The sequence below is a fragment of the Caulobacter sp. Root343 genome, from assembly GCF_001425745.1.
Classification (GTDB): domain Bacteria; phylum Pseudomonadota; class Alphaproteobacteria; order Caulobacterales; family Caulobacteraceae; genus Caulobacter.
On record NZ_LMDF01000011.1, the window covers coordinates 203,577 to 220,903 of the forward strand.

21 protein-coding genes are annotated in these 17,327 nt (G+C 69.0%); 14 read left to right on the forward strand and 7 right to left on the reverse strand.

Features of this window, described 5'->3' with window-relative positions; all coding sequences use genetic code 11:
• The first annotated feature begins 31 nt into the window (after positions 1-31).
• Positions 32-793, forward strand: a complete 762-nt coding sequence (gene ppk2 / locus ASC70_RS22745) for a polyphosphate kinase 2 (protein WP_056055022.1) — start codon at positions 32-34, stop codon at positions 791-793.
• Here the strand turns inward: ppk2 and ASC70_RS22750 are convergent.
• Positions 790-1,173: an iron chaperone gene (locus ASC70_RS22750; protein WP_056055025.1), complete on the reverse strand. Its 384-nt coding sequence runs from the start codon at positions 1,171-1,173 to the stop codon at positions 790-792. The two genes, ppk2 and ASC70_RS22750, sit on opposite strands and share 4 nt — an antisense overlap.
• A 150-nt stretch (positions 1,174-1,323) precedes the next feature.
• On the opposite strand from ASC70_RS22750, the gene ASC70_RS22755 reads away from it, so the two are divergent.
• A complete protein-coding gene (locus tag ASC70_RS22755) occupies positions 1,324-3,105 on the forward strand; it encodes a DUF4153 domain-containing protein (protein ID WP_056055315.1) in 1,782 nt (593 codons plus the stop codon).
• A gap of 1 nt (position 3,106) precedes the next feature.
• Here ASC70_RS22755 and ASC70_RS22760 read toward each other — a convergent pair whose 3' ends face one another.
• Genes ASC70_RS22760 through ASC70_RS22770 form a run of 3 tightly spaced genes read right to left on the reverse strand, consistent with a single transcriptional unit; the run spans position 3,107 to position 5,495 of the window.
• The gene (locus tag ASC70_RS22760; protein ID WP_056055028.1) at positions 3,107-4,900 is read right to left on the reverse strand and encodes an ABC transporter ATP-binding protein; all 1,794 of its coding nucleotides are present in this window, start codon (positions 4,898-4,900) and stop codon (positions 3,107-3,109) included.
• A 17-nt stretch (positions 4,901-4,917) separates the two neighbouring features.
• Positions 4,918-5,214, reverse strand: coding sequence for a DUF454 family protein (locus ASC70_RS22765; protein WP_056055031.1), 297 nt, complete (start codon positions 5,212-5,214; stop codon positions 4,918-4,920).
• 38 nt (positions 5,215-5,252) lie between these two features.
• The gene (locus ASC70_RS22770; RefSeq protein ID WP_056055033.1) at positions 5,253-5,495 is read right to left on the reverse strand and encodes a hypothetical protein; all 243 of its coding nucleotides are present in this window, start codon (positions 5,493-5,495) and stop codon (positions 5,253-5,255) included.
• A 162-nt stretch (positions 5,496-5,657) separates the two neighbouring features.
• Between ASC70_RS22770 and ubiA the strand changes: the two genes are divergently transcribed.
• Positions 5,658-6,593 (forward strand): 4-hydroxybenzoate octaprenyltransferase, encoded by a 936-nt coding sequence (gene ubiA, locus ASC70_RS22775; RefSeq protein WP_056055036.1) that lies wholly within the window; start codon positions 5,658-5,660, stop codon positions 6,591-6,593.
• On the opposite strand, the gene ASC70_RS22780 is transcribed toward ubiA, so the two are convergent.
• Positions 6,594-6,944, reverse strand: a complete 351-nt coding sequence (locus tag ASC70_RS22780; RefSeq protein WP_056055039.1) for a lysozyme inhibitor LprI family protein — start codon at positions 6,942-6,944, stop codon at positions 6,594-6,596.
• Positions 6,945-7,013: 69 nt separating this feature from the next.
• Here ASC70_RS22780 and ASC70_RS22785 point away from each other — a divergent pair, with 69 nt between their 5' ends.
• The 5 genes from ASC70_RS22785 to ASC70_RS22805 all read left to right on the forward strand — a co-directional run bounded on the left by ASC70_RS22785 (position 7,014) and on the right by ASC70_RS22805 (position 10,137).
• Positions 7,014-7,976, forward strand: coding sequence for a fatty acid desaturase family protein (locus ASC70_RS22785; RefSeq protein WP_082539917.1), 963 nt, complete (start codon positions 7,014-7,016; stop codon positions 7,974-7,976).
• Between the two features lie 32 nt (positions 7,977-8,008).
• Entirely contained in the window at positions 8,009-8,668 is a 660-nt protein-coding gene (locus tag ASC70_RS22790) for a methyltransferase (RefSeq protein WP_056055045.1), read from the forward strand.
• A 44-nt stretch (positions 8,669-8,712) separates the two neighbouring features.
• Positions 8,713-9,066, forward strand: a complete 354-nt coding sequence (locus ASC70_RS22795; protein ID WP_056055047.1) for a VOC family protein — start codon at positions 8,713-8,715, stop codon at positions 9,064-9,066.
• A 97-nt stretch (positions 9,067-9,163) separates the two neighbouring features.
• Positions 9,164-9,598 carry a hypothetical protein gene (locus ASC70_RS22800; protein WP_056055049.1) on the forward strand — a complete coding sequence of 145 codons (435 nt, stop codon included), beginning with the start codon at positions 9,164-9,166 and terminating at the stop codon, positions 9,596-9,598.
• Entirely contained in the window at positions 9,595-10,137 is a 543-nt protein-coding gene (locus ASC70_RS22805) for a YkgJ family cysteine cluster protein (RefSeq protein WP_235519583.1), read from the forward strand. Before ASC70_RS22800 ends, ASC70_RS22805 begins: the two co-directional genes overlap by 4 nt.
• 166 nt (positions 10,138-10,303) lie before the next feature.
• On the opposite strand, the gene ASC70_RS22810 is transcribed toward ASC70_RS22805, so the two are convergent.
• On the reverse strand, positions 10,304-11,164 hold the full coding sequence (locus ASC70_RS22810; protein ID WP_056055054.1) for an NAD(P)-dependent oxidoreductase: 861 nt from the start codon (positions 11,162-11,164) through the stop codon (positions 10,304-10,306).
• Between the two features lie 48 nt (positions 11,165-11,212).
• Here ASC70_RS22810 and ASC70_RS22815 point away from each other — a divergent pair, with 48 nt between their 5' ends.
• From ASC70_RS22815 to ASC70_RS22830, 4 genes are all read left to right on the forward strand, one after another.
• Positions 11,213-11,569: an MmcQ/YjbR family DNA-binding protein gene (locus ASC70_RS22815; RefSeq protein WP_047411962.1), complete on the forward strand. Its 357-nt coding sequence runs from the start codon at positions 11,213-11,215 to the stop codon at positions 11,567-11,569.
• Entirely contained in the window at positions 11,566-12,210 is a 645-nt protein-coding gene (locus tag ASC70_RS22820; RefSeq protein ID WP_056055057.1) for a Pr6Pr family membrane protein, read from the forward strand. The genes ASC70_RS22815 and ASC70_RS22820 overlap by 4 nt, the downstream gene beginning before the upstream one ends.
• A 20-nt stretch (positions 12,211-12,230) precedes the next feature.
• The gene (locus ASC70_RS22825) at positions 12,231-13,070 is read left to right on the forward strand and encodes an aldo/keto reductase (protein WP_056055060.1); all 840 of its coding nucleotides are present in this window, start codon (positions 12,231-12,233) and stop codon (positions 13,068-13,070) included.
• A 230-nt stretch (positions 13,071-13,300) separates the two neighbouring features.
• Positions 13,301-13,549 carry a hypothetical protein gene (locus ASC70_RS22830; RefSeq protein WP_156400879.1) on the forward strand — a complete coding sequence of 83 codons (249 nt, stop codon included), beginning with the start codon at positions 13,301-13,303 and terminating at the stop codon, positions 13,547-13,549.
• A gap of 291 nt (positions 13,550-13,840) precedes the next feature.
• Here the strand turns inward: ASC70_RS22830 and ASC70_RS22835 are convergent, their stop codons facing one another.
• Entirely contained in the window at positions 13,841-14,188 is a 348-nt protein-coding gene (locus ASC70_RS22835) for a hypothetical protein (RefSeq protein ID WP_056055066.1), read from the reverse strand.
• Between the two features lie 1,191 nt (positions 14,189-15,379).
• Between ASC70_RS22835 and ASC70_RS22840 the strand changes: the two genes are divergently transcribed.
• Positions 15,380-16,654 carry a glutamate-5-semialdehyde dehydrogenase gene (locus ASC70_RS22840; protein ID WP_056055068.1) on the forward strand — a complete coding sequence of 425 codons (1,275 nt, stop codon included), beginning with the start codon at positions 15,380-15,382 and terminating at the stop codon, positions 16,652-16,654.
• The gene (locus tag ASC70_RS22845; RefSeq protein WP_056055071.1) at positions 16,620-17,270 is read left to right on the forward strand and encodes a nicotinate-nucleotide adenylyltransferase; all 651 of its coding nucleotides are present in this window, start codon (positions 16,620-16,622) and stop codon (positions 17,268-17,270) included. The genes ASC70_RS22840 and ASC70_RS22845 overlap by 35 nt, the downstream gene beginning before the upstream one ends.
• Positions 17,271-17,327: the final 57 nt, after the last annotated feature.

The window sequence follows — 17,327 nt, forward strand, 5'->3', positions numbered from 1 at the left end:
CAACAACGCTTCGCGGGGGTAGGCTCGGCTCATGAGCAAGTCCGACGATTACGACAACGAACTCCGCCAACTGCAGCTGGCCCTGATCGAGATGCAGAAGAAGGCGATCAAGGACAGCTGGAAGCTGCTGGTCGTCTTCGAGGGCCGCGATTCCGCCGGCAAGGACGGCACGATCGCGCGGGTCACCGAGCACCTCTCAAAGCGCGCCACCACGATCGTCGCCCTGCCCAAGCCGACCGAGCGCGAGCGCAGCGAGTGGTACTTCCAGCGCTATGTCGACTACCTGCCGGCCTGCGGCGAGGCGGTGATCTTCAACCGCTCCTGGTACAATCGGGCCGGGGTCGAGCGGGTCATGGGCTTCTCGACGCCGGAGCAGCAGGAGCAGTTCCTCCGCGACGTGCCGGCCTTCGAGCGGATGCTGGTCGAGAACGGCCTGCGCTACGTCAAGTTCTGGCTGGACATCGGCCGCGAGGAGCAGGCCGAGCGCCTGAAGGCCCGCCGCGAGGACCCGCTGAAGGCCTTCAAGACCAGCGACCTCGACAAGGTCGCGCAGGACAAGTGGGACGATTACACCAAGGCGCGCGACGAGATGTTCATGCGCACCCACAGCGACGTCGCCCCGTGGATCTGCGTCCGCGCCGACCACAAGAAGGCCGCGCGGCTCAACGTCATCCGCTGGCTGCTGCACGCGGCCGGCGACAAGAAGCTGGTCAAGGGCGTGGCCAAGCCGGACCCCGGCGTCATCTTCTCGTTCGAACCGGCGGCGCTGGAGGACGGGCGGCTGGCGCGCTAGCGCTTCTTCCGCGCCGCCCTCTCCGCCGCGATCCGTTCGTTCTCGGCCACGCGATGCTCGACGATGTCGCGGATCAGGTCGGGCGGCAGCGGCGCATCGGGCTGGAACCGGATCGTGCCCTTGCCGGTCTCGAAGCCTTTCAGCCGGTCAGCGAAGCGGTCGACCACCCCGCCCGGATAGAAGGCGCAGTGCTTCGCGGCCGCGCCGAAATGCACCAGGTTGCCCTTCAGCTTGAAGGTCGGCAGGCCGTAGCTGATCGTTTCCTCCGCCTCGGGCGCCAGGGCGCGAATTTGGCCGCGCAGGGTTTCCAGGGCGGCGCGCTGGTCGGACGGCAACTTGCTCAGATAGTCGTCGATCGAGGCGGCGGGCGGCTTCATCATCGTCAGGGTCTCCGGCAGGCGGTCATCTGGCCGCAAGCAAGGACGGGCGAAAGGGCTCCGCCCCGACACCATCCAACCGTTCAACTTCACAATCTTGTCCCGCCGTGGTGCTGTGCCCGGACGCGAAGGGGAGACGCCGGAATGGACGCCATGGACGCTAGGACGGTTCGAGCAACCGCCCTGACCCGGCTGGCCATCGGGCTGATCCAGGGCATCGCCCTGTTCCTGCTGCAGAAGGCCGACGAGTCCAAGGCCTGGCCCGCGACCCAGCCGATGCTCTACGCCCCGCTGCTGGTCTGCGCCCTGATGGTCCCGCTGATCCCGCTGGCCGCCCTGTCGGCCATGCGCCGGACGTCGCTGATCGCCTGGAGCCTGGTCGCGGCCGTCCTGGCGGCGATCCTGGCGGTCCACGCCGCCTGGACGGGCGCCGCGCCCGATCGGCTGGGCGCGGGACCGCTGTCGCCGCCGATCTTCATCGCCGCGGCGGCCCTGCTGTTCATCGCCCATCACCTGATCCAGCCCGCCGACGCCGCGCGCAAGCCCGTCGCGCCCTATGCCGACTATTTCGACCTGGCCTTCACCAACCTGATCCGGCTGTTCCTGTCGCTGGCCTTCACCGGCGCGTTCTGGCTGCTGCTGGTCCTGGCCGGCGCGCTGTTCAAGCTGATCGGGATCGAGGCGATCCAGAAGCTGATCGGCGAGACCGCCTTCGCCTTCCCGGCCACCGGCCTGATGTTCGCCGCCGCCGTCCACATGGCCGTGCAGCTGACCGAGGCGCGGGCCGGCCTTGTGCGCGGCGTTCGAACGGTGGGCCTGACCCTGCTGGCCTGGCTGTCGCCGCTAATGGTGGTGATCGCCGCCGGCTTCCTGGCGACCCTGCCCTTCACGGGCCTGGCCCCGCTGTGGGGCACCAAGGCCGCCACAGCCCTGCTGCTGGCCGCCGCCGCGGCCCTGATCATCCTGGTCAACGCCGCCTACCAGGACGGCGTCGAGCCACCCCACGCCGTCCCCCAATGGGCGGCGCGGATCGCCGGCCTGCTGCTGATCCCCATCGTCGTGCTGGCCGCCTATGCCCTGTGGCTGCGGATCGACCAGTACGGCCTGACGCCGGACCGGGTGCTCGCCACGGCCTATCTGGTGGTCGCGATCGGCTTTACCGTCGGCTACGCCGTCGCCGCCGTGCGGCCGGGTCCGTGGATGAAGCCTTTGGAGCCGACCAACCTGATCATGGCGGCGGTGTCGGTGCTGCTTCTGATCGCCCTGTTCACGCCGATCGCCGACCCGGCGCGATTGTCGGTGGCCAGTCAGGTGAAGCGGCTGGAAAGCGGCAAGGTCGCGCCCGACAAGTTCGACTTTCAGTTCCTGCGCTTCGACAGTGGGCGCTATGGGCGGGAGGGCCTGGACAGGCTCGAGGCCGACCGCAACGCCGAGGTCGCCAACCGCGCTCGCGAGGCGATCGCCCACAAGGAAAGGACCTATGCGCAAGGCAAGCGCGGACCGGACTTCGACAAGATGAAGGTCTATCCGGCCGGAAAAACCCTGCCGCGCGACTTCCGCGAGCAGGATTGGAACCGGTCCGAGCCCGCTTCGAGCTGCACCATTGTCGGAATGCAGTGTCCCGCGCTTGTGTTCGATGTCGACGGCGACGGCGTCGACGAGGTGCTGCTGGTGAACGGCGAAACGATGGACGTGTTCAAGTCCGGCGGCGGATCCTGGAAGAAGGTCGCGGAAGCCAAGGCCGCCTGCGGCGCCGCCGCCTTCCCGGACGACAAGGCCGCCAGCGACGTGCGCCTCGACGCCCCGACGGAGCGGCGCGACCTCTTGGTCGGCGACCATCGTTACGTCCTGACGCCTTCGGGATCGGCCTGCGCCTCGCGACCGGCGCTCGCGCCGCCACTGAAGGACGGATTGGCGCCCCTCGAAAGGCAGTAGGTCAGACCACCCCGGCGCTGATCGCGTTGAGCCGGGCGTAGACCCCGCCCCTGGCCGTCAGTTCGGCGTGGCGGCCTTCCTCGACGACGCGGCCCTTCTGGAAGACCAGGATCCGGTCGGCGCCGCGCACGGTCGACAGGCGGTGGGCGATGACGATCGTGGTCCGGCCCTCCATCAGCGCCTCGGCGGCGGCCTGGACCAGGCCCTCGGTCTCGACGTCCAGCGACGAGGTCGCCTCGTCCAGCACCAGGATCGGCGCGTCGGCCAGGAAGGCGCGGGCGATGGCCACCCGCTGGCGCTCGCCGCCCGACAGCTTGACGCCCCGCTCGCCGACCAGGGTGTCGTAGCCCTTGGGCAGGCGCAGGATGAAGTCGTGGGCCCGGGCCCTGGTCGCGGCCGCCTCGACCTCCTCGCGGGTGGCGTCCGGCTTGGCGTAGGCGATGTTCTCGAACAGCGAGCGGTGGAACAGGGCCGGATCCTGCGGCACCACCGCGATGGCGCGGCGCAAGCTGGTCTGGGTCACCTTCGAGACATCCTGACCGTCGATGATGATCTCCCCGTCCTGCAGGTCGTGCAGGCGCTGGACCAGCTTGACGAAGGTCGACTTGCCCGAGCCCGTCGGCCCGACCAGCGCCACCCGCTCGCCGGGCGCGATCTTCAGGCTGAAGCGGTCGTACAGCGGCGCGCCGGCCGCCTTGTAGCGGAAGGTCACGTCGCGGAATTCGATGGCCCCGGCCCCGGGCTGGAAGTCGGGCGCGCCGGGGGCGTCGGCGATCTGCGGCTCGAGCCGTGTCCAGGCGGCGACGTCCTCGGTGTCGTCGATGCCCTTCTGCAGCATGCGGATGTTCTCGCCCAGGTTCCGCAGATAGCCGCTCATCAGCATGAAGGCGGTGATGGCGAAGGCGACGTCGCCGGGCGTGGCCGTGCCCTGGGCCCAGCCCCAGACCATCGAGCCGGTCAGGCCCGCCTGCAGCACCACCAGCAGCAGGTTCTGGCCCAGCCAGACGTCGGTGAAGCGGGTCCAGGTGACCATGACAGCGTCGCGCCAGGCGGCGGTGACCTCGGCCAGCCGCGCTGCCTCGCGCTGCTCGGCCCCGAAGCTCTTGACGGTGGGGTTCGAGGTCACCGCGTCGGCCAGGGCGCCGCCGATCTGGGAGTCCAGGGCGTTGGAGCGCAGGTTGCTGGGCCGGACATAGCGCTCGGTGATCCACAGGTTGACCGACAGATAGGCGATCACCACGGCCAGCGACACGCTGCCGGCCAGGGGCTGGCGCAGCAGCATGGCGATCGACAGGCCCAACAGCACGATGATCCCCGGCCCCAGCCAGATGGTCACCGCGTCGGTGACGCTGTCATAGCCCCACATGGCCCGGGTCAGCTTGCGCACGGTCGCGCCGGCGAAGCTGTCGGCGTGCCAGTCGGACGAGAAGGCCTGGACCTTGGCGAAGCCCTCGTTGGTCATCTCCTCCATGTTCCGGGCCGCCAGCGGGATCCAGAACCGGTGGGCGATGTTGCGCACCACCGCGAAGGCGAAATAGACGCCGATGAACATCGCCAGGGCCGACCAGGCGCCGGCGTCGCCGCGCGGCTTGCTGGTGACGGTGTCGACCAGGTGGCCAGAGGCGTAGGGCAAGGCCAGGTCGAAGGCGATCGCCACCAGGGTCAGGCCGACCCCGAAGCCGAACAGCACCGGCCGCCGCTTCCAGAAGCGGGCCACGAAGCCCAGCACCTGGCGGTTGGACAGCGCGCGCTTGCGGGCGCCGATCTCGTCTTCGTCCTCGAAAGCGTCGGTCATGGCGGGGAGATAGTGCTTTAGCGGTTCGCCGTCATCCCGCGCCGCTTGCGCCGCCCGCCGCCGAACGGCCGCCAGCGCAGGAAGCCTCGGATCGCCGGACCGACGACCGGCACGCGCAGCATCGGGCGCACGGCGTGGGGCCGTGTCTTCAGGAAGCACAGGACCGCGCCGATCCAGAACACCGTGGTCGGCAGGCCGGGCGTGACGATGCCGACCGCGCCGGTGGCCAGCAAGGCGCCGCCCAGACCGTCCAGGGCCCAGCGCTCGGCGCGGGTCAGGGGGCGACGCGGCTTGCGACGGGGCTCGAGGCTCATGGGCGAACGCTACCGCGCCGTCGCGGCGGCCGGAAGCCTCAGAACGCCTCCGCCACGCCGCCGACGCGGCGGGCGGGACGGCGGTTCAGGCTGCGCCGGACCTTCGGGCCGAACTTGGTCGCCGCGGTCAGGCGCGCGACCATGCCGTGGTCGCCGGCGCGGGCGAACAGCCTGGCCGAGGCGGTCCAGAAGGCGGTGGTCACCGGATGCGGCAGGACGATCCCGGCCCCGACCCCGGCCAGCAGCAGGCTCCAGCCGGACAGGCGAATGGCGGTGGTCATGGCGGGCTCCTGCGGCTGATCTCGTGAGGCGACCTTCGCTGTCCGCTCCCGATAAATCCAATTGATCGTTCCTCTCGGCGCGATTGGATTTTCCTATGGAGAGGCGAGCCCCGCGCGAACACGGCCTTTTCCACGCCCGCGATTGCGGGTTAAGCCTCGCCCATGACGTCCACCACCATCCTGCCCGACGCCGTCGCCACCAACTGGGTCGATCGCCACGCGCCCGAACGCCTGCGGCCGTGGCTGAAGCTGGGACGGTTCGACCGGCCGGCGGGCATCTGGCTGTTGATGCTGCCCGGCTGGCAGGGCATCGCCCTGGCCGCCGCCGAGCAGGGCCGCTGGCCTAATCCGCTGCTGCTGCTGGCCGTGTTCGTCGGCGCGGCCCTGATGCGGGCGGCCGGCTGCGCCTTCAACGACATCGTCGACCGCGACTTCGACGCCCAGGTCGCCCGAACTGCGATGCGCCCGATCCCCGCCGGGCAGATCACCGTCAAGCAAGCCTGGATGTTCCTGGTCGGCTGCAGTCTGATCAGCTTCCTGATCCTGCTGTGCCTGGGCTGGGTGGCGATCGGGCTGGGCGTGCTGTCGCTGGGCCTGGTCGCGGCCTATCCGTTCATGAAGCGGATCACCTGGTGGCCGCAGGCCTGGCTGGGCCTGACCTTCAACTGGGGCGCCCTGCTGGGCTACGCCGCCGCCGTCGGCCACCTGTCGTGGTCGGCCGCCCTGCTCTACGCCTCGGGGATCTTCTGGACCCTGGGCTACGACACGATCTACGCCATCCAGGACATCGAGGACGACGCCCTGGCCGGGATCAAGTCGTCGACCCGGCGGCTGGGCGATCGCGTCCAAATCGGCGTGGCCGGCTTCTACCTGGCCTCGTTCGTGTTCGTGATGCTGGCCGGCTGGGTCGGCAACGTCGGGCCGCTGTTCCTGCCGCTGGCCGCCCTGTTCGCCCTGCACCTGTCGCGCCAGGCCGCCGCCGTCCGGATCGACGACGGCCCGGCGGCGCTGAAGCTGTTCAAGTCCAACGCCGTGGCCGGCCTGCTGGTCGTGGCGGGGCTGGTCGCGGGGCTGTGGAAGCCGGGCGTGCGGTTTTAGCTAGAACGGCCCCTGCTGGTAGATGCGCTGCATGCTGTTCTCCAGCTCGCCCAGCCGCTGGTCGTAGGCGCGGTTCAGGCACGCCTTGCTGGAACCGCACGCGCGTCGATTGCGCAACCATTCCTGCTGCCGGTCGATCAGCGCGCCGCGCCCGCCCATGGCCAGGGTGTGGCGGTTGATCCCGTACAGCACGTCCATCCGCACATCCTTGTCGTTCAGGGACCGCTCGGCGCAGATCGCCTTCTCGTCGGCCGTGCGGGCCTTGCGGCAATCGAAGCTAGCGGCGGTGGCGGGCGCTGCGCCAGCGGCGCAGACAGCGGTCAGAACGAGAGCGGGGATCAGGCGGCGCATCGGCAACTCCGGAGAATGTGACGTCGGGTCATCCTGTCAGCCCTAAGCTGAATGTGCGATGATCGTTCCATGGCCGTCGCAGCGCGCGTCAAACCCCAGGACCTGTTCACGCCCGACGAATGGACGCGGATTTCCGCGCGCTCGTCCTGGCGCGGGATCGTCCTGGTCGCCCACGCCTGGGCGGTGATCATCGCCGCCGGCGCGCTGTTCGTCCTGTTCCCCAACCCGCTGACCTATGTCCTGGCCGTGATGCTGATCGGCGCGCGGCAGCTGGGCCTAGCCATCCTGATGCACGAGGCCGCACACGGCGGGCTGCACCCGAACCTGAAGGTCAACGACTGGCTGGGCGAGTGGCTGTGCGCCGCCCCGACCGGCGCCTCGCTGGCCAAGTACCGCCCCTATCACCTGACCCACCACAAGTTCGCCCAGCAAGCCGAAGATCCCGACCTGATCCTGTCCGCCCCGTTCCCGACGACCCGCGCCTCGCTGCGTCGCAAGATCGTCCGCGACCTGACCGGCCAGACCTTCTTCAAGCAGCGCTTCGGACCGCTGCTGGGCAAGATGAAGGGCTCGAATTCCATCGGGCAGCCCAAGGGCGCCATCTTCGCCGGCGAGGTCGCCCGGCAGAAGCCGTTCCTGCTGTGGAACCTCGGCATCCTGGTGGCGCTGTCGGCCATGGGTCTGTGGTGGGCGTGGCTGGCGCTGTGGATCGTGCCGATGGCCACCTGGTTCCCGCTGGTCACCCGCCTGCGCAACATCGCCGAGCACGCCCTGGTGGCCAAGGACGAGCCCGACCCGTTCCGCCACGCCCGCACCACCCGCGCCAACTGGCTCGAGCGCGCCCTGATCGCGCCCTACCACGTCAACTTCCACGCCGAGCACCACCTGTTCATGCACACCCCGTGCTGGAACCTGCCGCTGGCTCACCGGCTGCTGGCGCAAAAGGGCCTGACGGGTGGGATGTTGACGGCGCCCGGCTATGTGGCGGTGCTGAAGGCGGCGTCCGCGCGGCCCGAGACCGTTCACGCCTGACGCGGCCGACCCGCCGTGCTCTAAGCGCCCGCATGATCGTCCAGACCCTGGAAGGCCGTCGGGCCTTCATCCGCGACAACACCCGCCTGCAACCGCCGCCGCACACGCCGGAACTGTCGCTGCACCTGGCCGACGAGATCACCCCGATCTGGACGCTGACCGAGGAGGCGCTGCAGGAGATCGGCCTCCCGCCGCCGTTCTGGGCCTTCGCCTGGGCGGGCGGCCAGGCTCTGGCGCGCTACATCCTCGACCACCCCGAGATCGTCGCCGGCAAGCGAGTGATCGACTTCGCCACCGGCTCGGGCCTGGTCGCCATCGCCGCCATGAAGGCCGGCGCGGCGAGCGTGCTGGCCGCCGACATCGACGTCTTCTGCGAGGCCGCGGTCGGGCTGAACGCCGAAGCCAACGGCGTCGTGGTCGGCTTCACCGAGGTCAATCTGCTGGACGCGCCGCCACCGCAGGCCGACGTGCTGCTGGCCGGCGACATCTGCTACGAGAAGCCCATGGCCGAGGCGGTGATGGATTGGCTGAGACAAGGCCGCGCCAGCGGCTCTAGCGTGCTGATCGGCGATCCGGGTCGCACCTATTTCCGCAAGGACGACCTGCTGAAGCTGGCCGAATACCAGGTCGAGACCACCCGCGAGCTCGAGGATTTCGCCGTCAAGCGCACCAGCGTCTGGACTCTGCCCTAGCGCCAAACTAGAACATTTCAAGAACATAGTTTACGGAGACCGCCATGCGCGAAGACGGCAAGATCGACTATATCGAATGGCCCGGCGGCGACCTGCCGGCCACCAAGAGCTTCTATTCCGCCGCCTTCGGCTGGAGCTTCGTCGACTACGGTCCCGACTATGCCGCCTTCGAGGGCCAGGGCGCCGACGGCGGCTTCACCAAGCCGCAGGAGGGCGCGACCGACCGGCCGCTGGTCATCCTCTACGCCCACGACCTGGAAGCCATGCTGGACAAGGTGACGAAGGCCGGCGGCGTGATCACCGCCCCGATCTTCAGCTTCCCGGGCGGCCGACGGTTCCACTTCACCGACCCGTCCGGCAACGAGCTGGGCGTGTGGAGCGCGACGGGGGTCGAGTAGCCTTCCTTCTCCCGAAGGGCGGAGGGGGGCCCCGTCAAACCGTCACATACCCTCGCTAATGTCCGCCTCCTGACGATCGAACCCGACGGGGCGGGACATGGGCGAGAAGAGCTGCGGCGATTGCGGCCTGTGCTGCAAGCTGATGGGCGTGGAGGCGCTGGCCAAGCCGCCCCACGCCTGGTGCGGTCATTTCCGCAAGGGCGCGGGCTGCGCCATCTACGTTGACCGCCCCCGAGCCTGCGCCGACTTCGCCTGCTACTGGCTGAAGAGCGAGGGCCTGGGCGAGGACTGGCGGCCCGACCGGGCGCGGTTCGTCCTGCACCGCGAGGACCAGGGCCGCCGCATGGTGGTCGAGGTCGATCCGGCCAGCCCCGACGCCTGGCGCAAGGCGCCCTATCACGCCACCCTGCGCGCCTGGGCCGCGCGCGGCGCCGTCGACGGCCTGACCCTGAACGTGCTGGTCGGCCAGCGCGCCTTCGAGGTCCGCGCCGACCGTGACATCGACCTCGGTTTGGTGCGGGGGGCCGCATGATGAGCGAGACCGTGCTCGAACTCCCGCCCGCTCCTGCCCCCGGCAAGGCCTGCGGCTCCTGCGGCCTGTGCTGCAAGGTGCTGGCGATCGAGGCCTTGGACAAGGCCGACGGCGTCTGGTGCTCGCACTTCAAGAAGGGCGGCGGCTGCGGTTTCTACGAACACCGGCCGGCCGCCTGCCGGGGCTTCCACTGCCTGTGGCTGACGTCCGAGAAGCTCGGCGACGACTGGCGGCCCGACAAGGCCGGCTTCGTGATGTACTCGGACCGCGACGGCAAGCGGCTGAACTTGGTCGTCGACCCCGGCAAGCCAGCCGCCTGGCGCCGCGAGCCCTACTATTCATACATCAAGGCGATGTCGCGCCGGTCGTTCGACGGCTACGAGCTGGTGGTCTGCGTCGGCGACCGCCGCATCGTGGTGTTCCCCAGCGAGGAGATCGACCTGGGCGCCCTGTCGCCCGACCGCAAGCTGGTCAGCGGCTATGTCGAACAGGACGGGGCGCTGACGCCGTTCGCCATGGTGCTGGCGGATGTAGAGTGATCTCCCTTCTCCCCTTGCGGGAGAAGGTGGCGGCGCAGCCGACGGATGAGGGGCCGATAGCCCTATCGGCTTGGCGCCCGGCGTCACCGCCTCAGCAGCGTCCCCGTCCATCAACCCCTCACCCGACCCGCTGCGCGGGCCACCCTCTCCCGCAAGGGGAGAGGGGTCAGAAGCGAGGATGAAAATCCCGCGGCGACCACCCGAAATCCCTGACCGCCTCCGCTGAATCGAACGTCAGGTCCTGGCCCATCCGCGTCCCCATGGCCGTGGTCGCGCCGGGATAGAACGGCTTGGCCAGGCGCATGATCAGGGCGAACAGCCAGGCCGGCATCGGCAGGCTGCGCGGCCGCTTGCCCAGGCCTTCGAAGATCCGATCGACCATCACGCGATAGGTCACCGTTTCGCCGCCCACCAGGTCGTAGGCCCGGTTCTTCGTGGCCGGCGCGTGAGCCGCGGCCAGGGCGCCGGCGGCGAGGTCGGCGGCGTGGACCGGCTGGCGCAGGCCCTCGCCTCGCCCCGACAGCGGCATGACGTGGAAGCGCTGCACCAGGCGGGCGATGCGGCTGACATTGCCGTCATGGCCCTCGTCATAGATCAGGGTCGGCCGCAGGAGGGTCCAGGCGACGCCGTGCTCGACGCACCAGGTCTCGACCGCCTTTTCCGCCCCCGCCAGCTCCAGCGCCACCGACCGCTCGCCAGCGTCCGGAGAGTCGGCCTTGGTGAAGCGGCTGGTCGAGGAAAAGGCGATCAGCCGGACCATGCCCCGGGCCTTCAGGGCCGGCAGGGCGGCGGGCAGCAGCCAGATCGGCGACAGCGAGAACACCGTGGCCACGGCCGGCAGGTGGTCGGCCAGATGCGGGTCCTTGAGGTCGCCGTCCAGCCAGCAGGCCTCGCCCGCCGGCGGCCGGCGGCTGATGGCGAACGGGTCGAGGTCCTCGGCCTTCAGCCGCTCCAGCAGGTGGCGGCCGATCAGGCTGGTGGCGCCCAGCACCAGGACGGGAGTCTTCAGGGTGTTGTCGGAGTCCATCCTGCTCATATAGTCCCGCTGCGAAGCTCTTGCCCATGGCGCCCGCCGATGACCTACGAAGACGTCCGCGCCTTCGCCTTTCGCCTGCCCGGCGTCGAGGACGGGACCGCCTATGGCCGCCCCTGCCTGAAGGCGCACGGCAAGTTCCTGACCCGCCTGTTCGAGGACGGCGAAAGCTTGGTCTGTCCCGGCGTGCCGTTCGACGAGCGCGAGATGCTGGTCGAGGCCGAGCCGGAGACCTTCCACTTCACCGACCACTTCAAGAACTATCCCTATGTCCTGGTCCGCCTGCCCCGCGCCCATGCCGGCACGGTCGAGCGGCTCATTACCCGCCAGTGGCGGGCCACGGCGCCGAAGAAGGTGCTGAGAGCCTGGGACGAGACCCATCCGACGGAGACCCCATGAAAGCTTGGCGCATCCTGATCGCCGCCATCGCGTGCCTCGGCCCCGTCCTGCAGTACGGCCTGATGGTCTATGACGAGACGCTGGTCTCGGCGGCCGTGAAGTCGGTCGAGTTCTTCAGCTACTTCACCGTGCTGTCGAACATGCTGGCCGCCGCCGCCCTGACCGCGCCCCTGGTCGCGCCGGCCAGTCGTTTCGCGATCTGGGCCGAGCAGAGCGGCCCCCGCGCCGCGATCGCCACCTATCTGACCATCACCGCGGTGGTCTACCACCTGCTGCTGGAAGGCCTGTGGAAGCTGGAAGGCCTGCGGGTGGTGTCCAACACCATCCTGCACACGATCACGCCGATCGCCTTCCTGATCGACCTGGCCCTGCGCGGCGGCCAGGGCGAGGCGCGGTGGATCGCGGCGGCCAAGGCCATGGCCTTCCCGGCCCTGTTCGGCGCCTGGACCCTGGTGCACGGCGCGCTGTCGGGCTTCTATCCGTACCCGTTCATGAACGTCACCAAGCGCGGCTATCCGGCCGTGGTGCTGACCATGATCGAGATGAGTCTGGCCTTCGCGGCTGTCGCGTTGGTCTTCGTCGCCCTCTCGCGCGTTCGGGCCAAGGTGGCGCTGGTTCGCCCAGCGCCTATATCGGCCTGACCGCTTTCTCGGAGTCGCCCATGTCCAAGCTCGTTCCCGCCGTCCGTTCGGGCGACGTCCTGATGCCCGCCCTGGGCTTCGGCACCTGGCAGCTGGACAACGGGACCGCCGTCCCCCTGGTCGAGAAGGCCCTGGAGGTCGGCTACCGCCATATCGACACCGCCCAGATCTATCGCAACGAGCGCGACGTCGGGGCGGCGATCCGGAACAGCGGGATCAAGCGCGACGAGATCTTCCTGACCACCAAGGTCTGGATCGACCATTTCGCGGACGGGGACCTGCAGCGCTCGGCCGAGAAGAGCCTGGAAAAGCTGGGCGTCGACCATGTCGACCTGCTGCTGCTCCACTGGCCCAAGCCCGACGTGCCGCTGGCCCAGACCCTGAAGGCCCTGAACGAGGTGCGTTCGCGCGGCCTGACCCGCGCCATCGGCCTGTCGAACTTCCCCTCGGCGCTGCTGGAAGAGACCGCCCAACTGTCGGAGGCCCCGATCGCCACCGACCAGGTCGAGTACCATCCCTACCTGTCGCTGAAGACCCTGATCGCCAAGGCCCACGCCTTGGGAACCTCGATCACCGCCTGGTCGCCCCTGGCCCAGGGCAAGGTCGCCCAGGACCCGACCCTGATCGAGATCGGCCGCGCCCACGGCAAGACCCCCGGCCAGGTCACTCTGCGCTGGCTGGTCCAGCAGGGCGTCATCGCCATCCCGCGCACCAGCAACCCGGCCCGGATCGCGGAGAACTTCGACATCCTCGACTTCAGCCTGACGGACGAGGAGATGACCCGCATCCACGGCCTGGCGCGGCCGGACGGGCGGCTGGGGGACTGGCTGGACAAGGCGTACGCCTGGGATGAGGCGTAAGGGGACGGGGCGCTAGGTCAGCAACGAGTGGGTTGCGGATATTGGCAGGCGGCGGCCAGGTCATCTGTTAGGCTCGGGCCTTACGGTAGCGAGCGGCGACTATGCCAATAGCAGTCTTATTGGTCGACGACCTGGGCCCGCACCGAGCAAGGTGTCTTAGCGTTCTCTCAAAGCGCTTCTCGTTGAGCCTCCTCGAGGTGCGAAGATCAATCGAGCACGGCCAGCCCGTGGTGACGCGCAATCTGTTTGATCGGCAGACCCCGCCGTTTGCGGAGATCTTTGCGGAAGCGCTGGCGGAGATGGAGGCGCTTGAGTGCCGATACAGAGCCTTCGAAGTTTCTGAAGGACAAGTCTGGACCTCACTGGAAGGCTACTATCAGCTCACCCCTGAGCGGCTACGAAACATGATTGGTGCGCGCCGAATCTCCCTGGAGCATCAACGCCAGCTGGGTGAACTCGAAGATCGAGATCCGACCTGATCCGGTCAATGGAGTGGCCGGAAGCCGGTCCGCTCGAAGTCAGCAACGGGTGGGAAGGGGACCTTGCGCCCGTTAGCTTCGCTGGATCAACGGCTCGACGACCGTCGTCGCGTTCCTTCAACACGACGCGATCCCGGCGCGCGTAAAGTGGCGCTCGATGAACCAGACGCTCGGATTGAGCTGACGGCGATCATTCAGCTCAAGCGCGGCCGTTGTCCGGTTGGCCAGGTCCGTGGTGGTGAAGTGGGCGTTGGGAACGGCCGCTCAGGGTGGGGAGCGGTCCAAGTCGGGTCAGACCGTATCGGCCCAAAACCCCAGCCTTGGCCCGAACCTCGCGCGCACCGTCGCTAGGCCGCCGTTAGCCTTCAGCATCTCTAGAAAGCCTACGCAGACGAGATTTGTGACGTGTTCGTCGCCATCCAAGGCATCTTCCAATGCCGCTAGGATCGCGTTCAACGATCCCTGCCCTTCGGCGGAATTTGCGAGGCCGGCCACGTAAGACGCCACGTCACCGAGATACGGGTACTCAAGAAGCTCACCGGCGTCATCGCGGTTCTCTTCAACCGTGGCTTTCAACGCGCCATCGGCTTGAATGAGCGCTTCGAAGAGCCGGTGCTCTGATCGGTGGAGATCGGACATGAGATCAAGTTAGGCCATGGCGGTGAGGTCCGACTAGGGTCGCAAGCCGACCTCCCGGGTCGGGTGCGATCCTTACATCTCTTGGAGGCTGCAGCGTGCAGGGCTGATCAGGTCAGTCAAGGACGACGCTTCGCGTCGCCGCGCGCGGCCGCCGGAGGCGGTCCTTGAGTGACCTGATCAGCCCTGCGATCGTCTCGCCGTGAGATGTAAGGAGGGCTCCTTCTCCCCGCACAATTCCCTCTCCCCTTGCGGGAGAGGGTGGCCCGCGAAGCGGGTCGGGTGAGGGGTTGATGGACGGAGACGCTGCTGAAGCGGTGGATGCTGGGCGCCAGGCCGACAGGACTATCGACCCCTCATCCGTCGCCTCCGGCGACACCTTCTCCCGCAAGGGGAGAAGGAAGTACGGGGATTGGGCGCGCTGTATCCCCGGCGTTCGTGAGATCGAACCCAGCGAAATCAAAGACTTCCAACTTTTACGCGCTCCTGAATGATCCGCGTTCAAAACCACCCCACAATCATCGCTGTCCCCGTCGCAAGGGGAGGGCGCTTGGATCCGGCCCGAAGCGGCGATGGGGATAGGCTGAGCGGGGTCGCCGTTAGGTCCCCGGCTGGCTCGTCAGGNGCACAATCATCGCTGTCCCCGTCGCAAGGGGAGGGCGCTTGGATCCGGCCCGAAGCGGCGATGGGGATAGGCTGAGCGGGGTCGCCGTTAGGTCCCCGGCTGGCTCGTCAGGCCACGTGGCTTACTCTTTAGGAGCGCACGTGGGTGACGGACTTGTCGGGACAAGGCCGAGCGGCGAAACGACAGGGCGGTGATCGTACAAGCCGCCTATCGTGGATCGCCGAGCTGGAGACGGAGTAGCCGATCCAGTTGGTCCACGCCCGTCCGGGGGTAGCGGAGGCCCGAGCAGACAACGCTCACGCCCGCCGTCCTCACGGCAGAGAACAGCCTGGCGGAGCGGTAAGCGAGCCGAAACACACAAACACCCACGGTCATCCGGGTTCGCCCGGCCGCTCCGTCGCCTCCCCACACACCTTCAGCGGCAAGCCGCGTGAAGCGGCGAAGCCATGGTCGCGGTTGACCCAACCCCAGGCAAACTCCCTCCGCTTTCAGACGAAAGCCGTTTCATCCGGCCCTGAAAGCGCCTAGGTAAGCCTCAACCTGAGCATAACTTACCAGGGACCAGGAAGATGGACGACGCGGGCGCGAGCCTCCAGGCGACGATGGCGGGGATGGGCCGGACGGCCCGCGAGGGCGCGCGCGCTCTGCGCCTGGCCACGCCAGAGCAGCGCACCGCCGCCATCCGGGCCATGGCCGCCGCGATCCGCGAGGACGCCGCCGCGATCCTGGCCGCCAACGCCAAGGACCTGGCCCGCGCCGGCGCCAACGGCCTGACCGCGCCGATGCAGGAGCGCCTGCTGCTGGACGAGGCGCGCCTGGAGGGCGTCGCCGCCGGCGTCGAGGCCGTGGCCGCCATTGCCGACCCGATCGGCGTGGCCACCGCGCGCTGGACCCGGCCCAACGGTCTGGACATCAGCCGCGTCCGCACCCCGATCGGCGTGATCGCCATGATCTATGAGAGCCGCCCGAACGTGACCGCCGACGCGGCGGCGCTGTGCGTGCGCTCGGGCAATGCGGTGATCCTGCGCGGCGGCTCGGAGTGCATCCACTCCAACCTCGCCATCCACGCGGCGATCGAGCGCGGCCTCAAGAGCGCCGGCCTGCCCGCCGCCGCCGTCCAGGCGGTGAAGACGTCCGACCGCGCCGCCGTCGGCGCGATCCTCTCGGGCCTCGACAAGGCCATCGACCTGATCATCCCGCGCGGCGGCAAGAGCCTGGTCGCCCGCGTCCAGGCCGAGGCCCGCGCCCCGGTGCTGGGCCACCTCGAGGGCCTGAACCACGTGTTCGTCCACGCGGCCGCCGATCCGAAGAAAGCCGTGGACATCGTCGTCAACGCCAAGCTGCGCCGGGTGTCGGTCTGTGGCGCGGCAGAGACCCTGCTGGTCGACAAGGCCGCCGCCGAGCGCCTGCTGCCGCCGATCGCCGACGCCCTGATCAAGGCCGGCTGCGAGCTGCGCGGCGACGCGACGGCCCGGGCCATCGAGCCGACCATGAGGAAGGCGACGGCGCAGGACTGGACCACCGAATATCTGGCCCCGATCCTGGCCGTGGCCGTGGTCGACGGCGTGGCCGGCGCGGCGGCGCACATCGCCGCCTACGGCTCGGGCCACACCGACGCCATCGTCACCGAGGACGCGGCCGCCGCCGACGCCTTCGTGAGCGAGGTCGACAGCGCCATCGTGCTGGTCAACGCCTCGACCCAGTTCGCCGACGGCGGCGAGTTCGGCTTCGGGGCCGAGATCGGCATCGCCACAGACAAGCTTCATGCCCGCGGCCCGGTCGGGGCCGAGCAACTGACGACGTTCAAATATGTGGTTCGCGGGACCGGCCAGACTCGTCCCTGAGGCCGGTCGGCCCAACGCCCAGCGCCTCGGGTTCCACCTGGAGCCCGGGATGCGCGTCGGCCTGTTCGGCGGCAGCTTCAACCCGGCGCACGAGGGCCACGCCCACGTCGCCGAGACGGCCATGCGCCGGCTGGAGCTGGACCGCGTCCTCTGGCTGGTGTCGCCGCAGAACCCGCTGAAGTCCGCCCACGAGACCCGCCCGCTGGCCGAGCGCCTGGCCGAGGCCCGTCGCTGGGCGCGCGGCTCGGGGATGATCGTCTCCGACGCCGAGACCCGCCTGGGCTCGCAATATACGATCGACACCCTGCGGGTGCTGCGGGCGCGTTTTCCGGGCGTGAAGTTCGTCTGGGTGATGGGCGCCGACAGCCTGGCCACCTTCCACCGCTGGCGCGGCTGGACCCAGATCATGCGCGAGGTCCCGGTGGCGGTGATCTCGCGGCCGTGGGCGGCGCTGAAGGCCCGCACCTCGCCCGCCGCCCGCCGTTTCGCCTTCGCCCGCTGGCCCGCCAGCGCCGCCGCCAAGCTGCCGGACGCCACCGCGCCGGCCTGGGTCTATCTGACCGGACCGCTGAATTTCGCGTCCTCCACCGCCATGCGATCGAGGCAAAAAGGCTAAAAGCCAAGCTTTTCAGCGTTGCCCGAACGCCTCAAGCGCTCGGTCGAATCGACGCGC

Excerpts from the sequence above, each read along its gene's own strand:
- ppk2 (WP_056055022.1), top strand. The coding sequence starts at position 32 with ATGAGCAAGTCCGACGATTACGACAACGAACTCCGCCAACTGCAGCTG.
- ASC70_RS22750 (WP_056055025.1), bottom strand. The coding sequence starts at position 1,173 with ATGATGAAGCCGCCCGCCGCCTCGATCGACGACTATCTGAGCAAGTTG.
- ASC70_RS22755 (WP_056055315.1), top strand. The coding sequence starts at position 1,324 with ATGGACGCTAGGACGGTTCGAGCAACCGCCCTGACCCGGCTGGCCATC.
- ASC70_RS22760 (WP_056055028.1), bottom strand. The coding sequence starts at position 4,900 with ATGACCGACGCTTTCGAGGACGAAGACGAGATCGGCGCCCGCAAGCGC.
- ASC70_RS22765 (WP_056055031.1), bottom strand. The coding sequence starts at position 5,214 with ATGAGCCTCGAGCCCCGTCGCAAGCCGCGTCGCCCCCTGACCCGCGCC.
- ASC70_RS22770 (WP_056055033.1), bottom strand. The coding sequence starts at position 5,495 with ATGACCACCGCCATTCGCCTGTCCGGCTGGAGCCTGCTGCTGGCCGGG.
- ubiA (WP_056055036.1), top strand. The coding sequence starts at position 5,658 with ATGACGTCCACCACCATCCTGCCCGACGCCGTCGCCACCAACTGGGTC.
- ASC70_RS22780 (WP_056055039.1), bottom strand. The coding sequence starts at position 6,944 with ATGCGCCGCCTGATCCCCGCTCTCGTTCTGACCGCTGTCTGCGCCGCT.
- ASC70_RS22785 (WP_082539917.1), top strand. The coding sequence starts at position 7,014 with ATGGCCGTCGCAGCGCGCGTCAAACCCCAGGACCTGTTCACGCCCGAC.
- ASC70_RS22790 (WP_056055045.1), top strand. The coding sequence starts at position 8,009 with ATGATCGTCCAGACCCTGGAAGGCCGTCGGGCCTTCATCCGCGACAAC.
- ASC70_RS22795 (WP_056055047.1), top strand. The coding sequence starts at position 8,713 with ATGCGCGAAGACGGCAAGATCGACTATATCGAATGGCCCGGCGGCGAC.
- ASC70_RS22800 (WP_056055049.1), top strand. The coding sequence starts at position 9,164 with ATGGGCGAGAAGAGCTGCGGCGATTGCGGCCTGTGCTGCAAGCTGATG.
- ASC70_RS22805 (WP_235519583.1), top strand. The coding sequence starts at position 9,595 with ATGATGAGCGAGACCGTGCTCGAACTCCCGCCCGCTCCTGCCCCCGGC.
- ASC70_RS22810 (WP_056055054.1), bottom strand. The coding sequence starts at position 11,164 with ATGGACTCCGACAACACCCTGAAGACTCCCGTCCTGGTGCTGGGCGCC.
- ASC70_RS22815 (WP_047411962.1), top strand. The coding sequence starts at position 11,213 with ATGACCTACGAAGACGTCCGCGCCTTCGCCTTTCGCCTGCCCGGCGTC.
- ASC70_RS22820 (WP_056055057.1), top strand. The coding sequence starts at position 11,566 with ATGAAAGCTTGGCGCATCCTGATCGCCGCCATCGCGTGCCTCGGCCCC.
- ASC70_RS22825 (WP_056055060.1), top strand. The coding sequence starts at position 12,231 with ATGTCCAAGCTCGTTCCCGCCGTCCGTTCGGGCGACGTCCTGATGCCC.
- ASC70_RS22835 (WP_056055066.1), bottom strand. The coding sequence starts at position 14,188 with ATGTCCGATCTCCACCGATCAGAGCACCGGCTCTTCGAAGCGCTCATT.
- ASC70_RS22840 (WP_056055068.1), top strand. The coding sequence starts at position 15,380 with ATGGACGACGCGGGCGCGAGCCTCCAGGCGACGATGGCGGGGATGGGC.
- ASC70_RS22845 (WP_056055071.1), top strand. The coding sequence starts at position 16,620 with ATGTGGTTCGCGGGACCGGCCAGACTCGTCCCTGAGGCCGGTCGGCCC.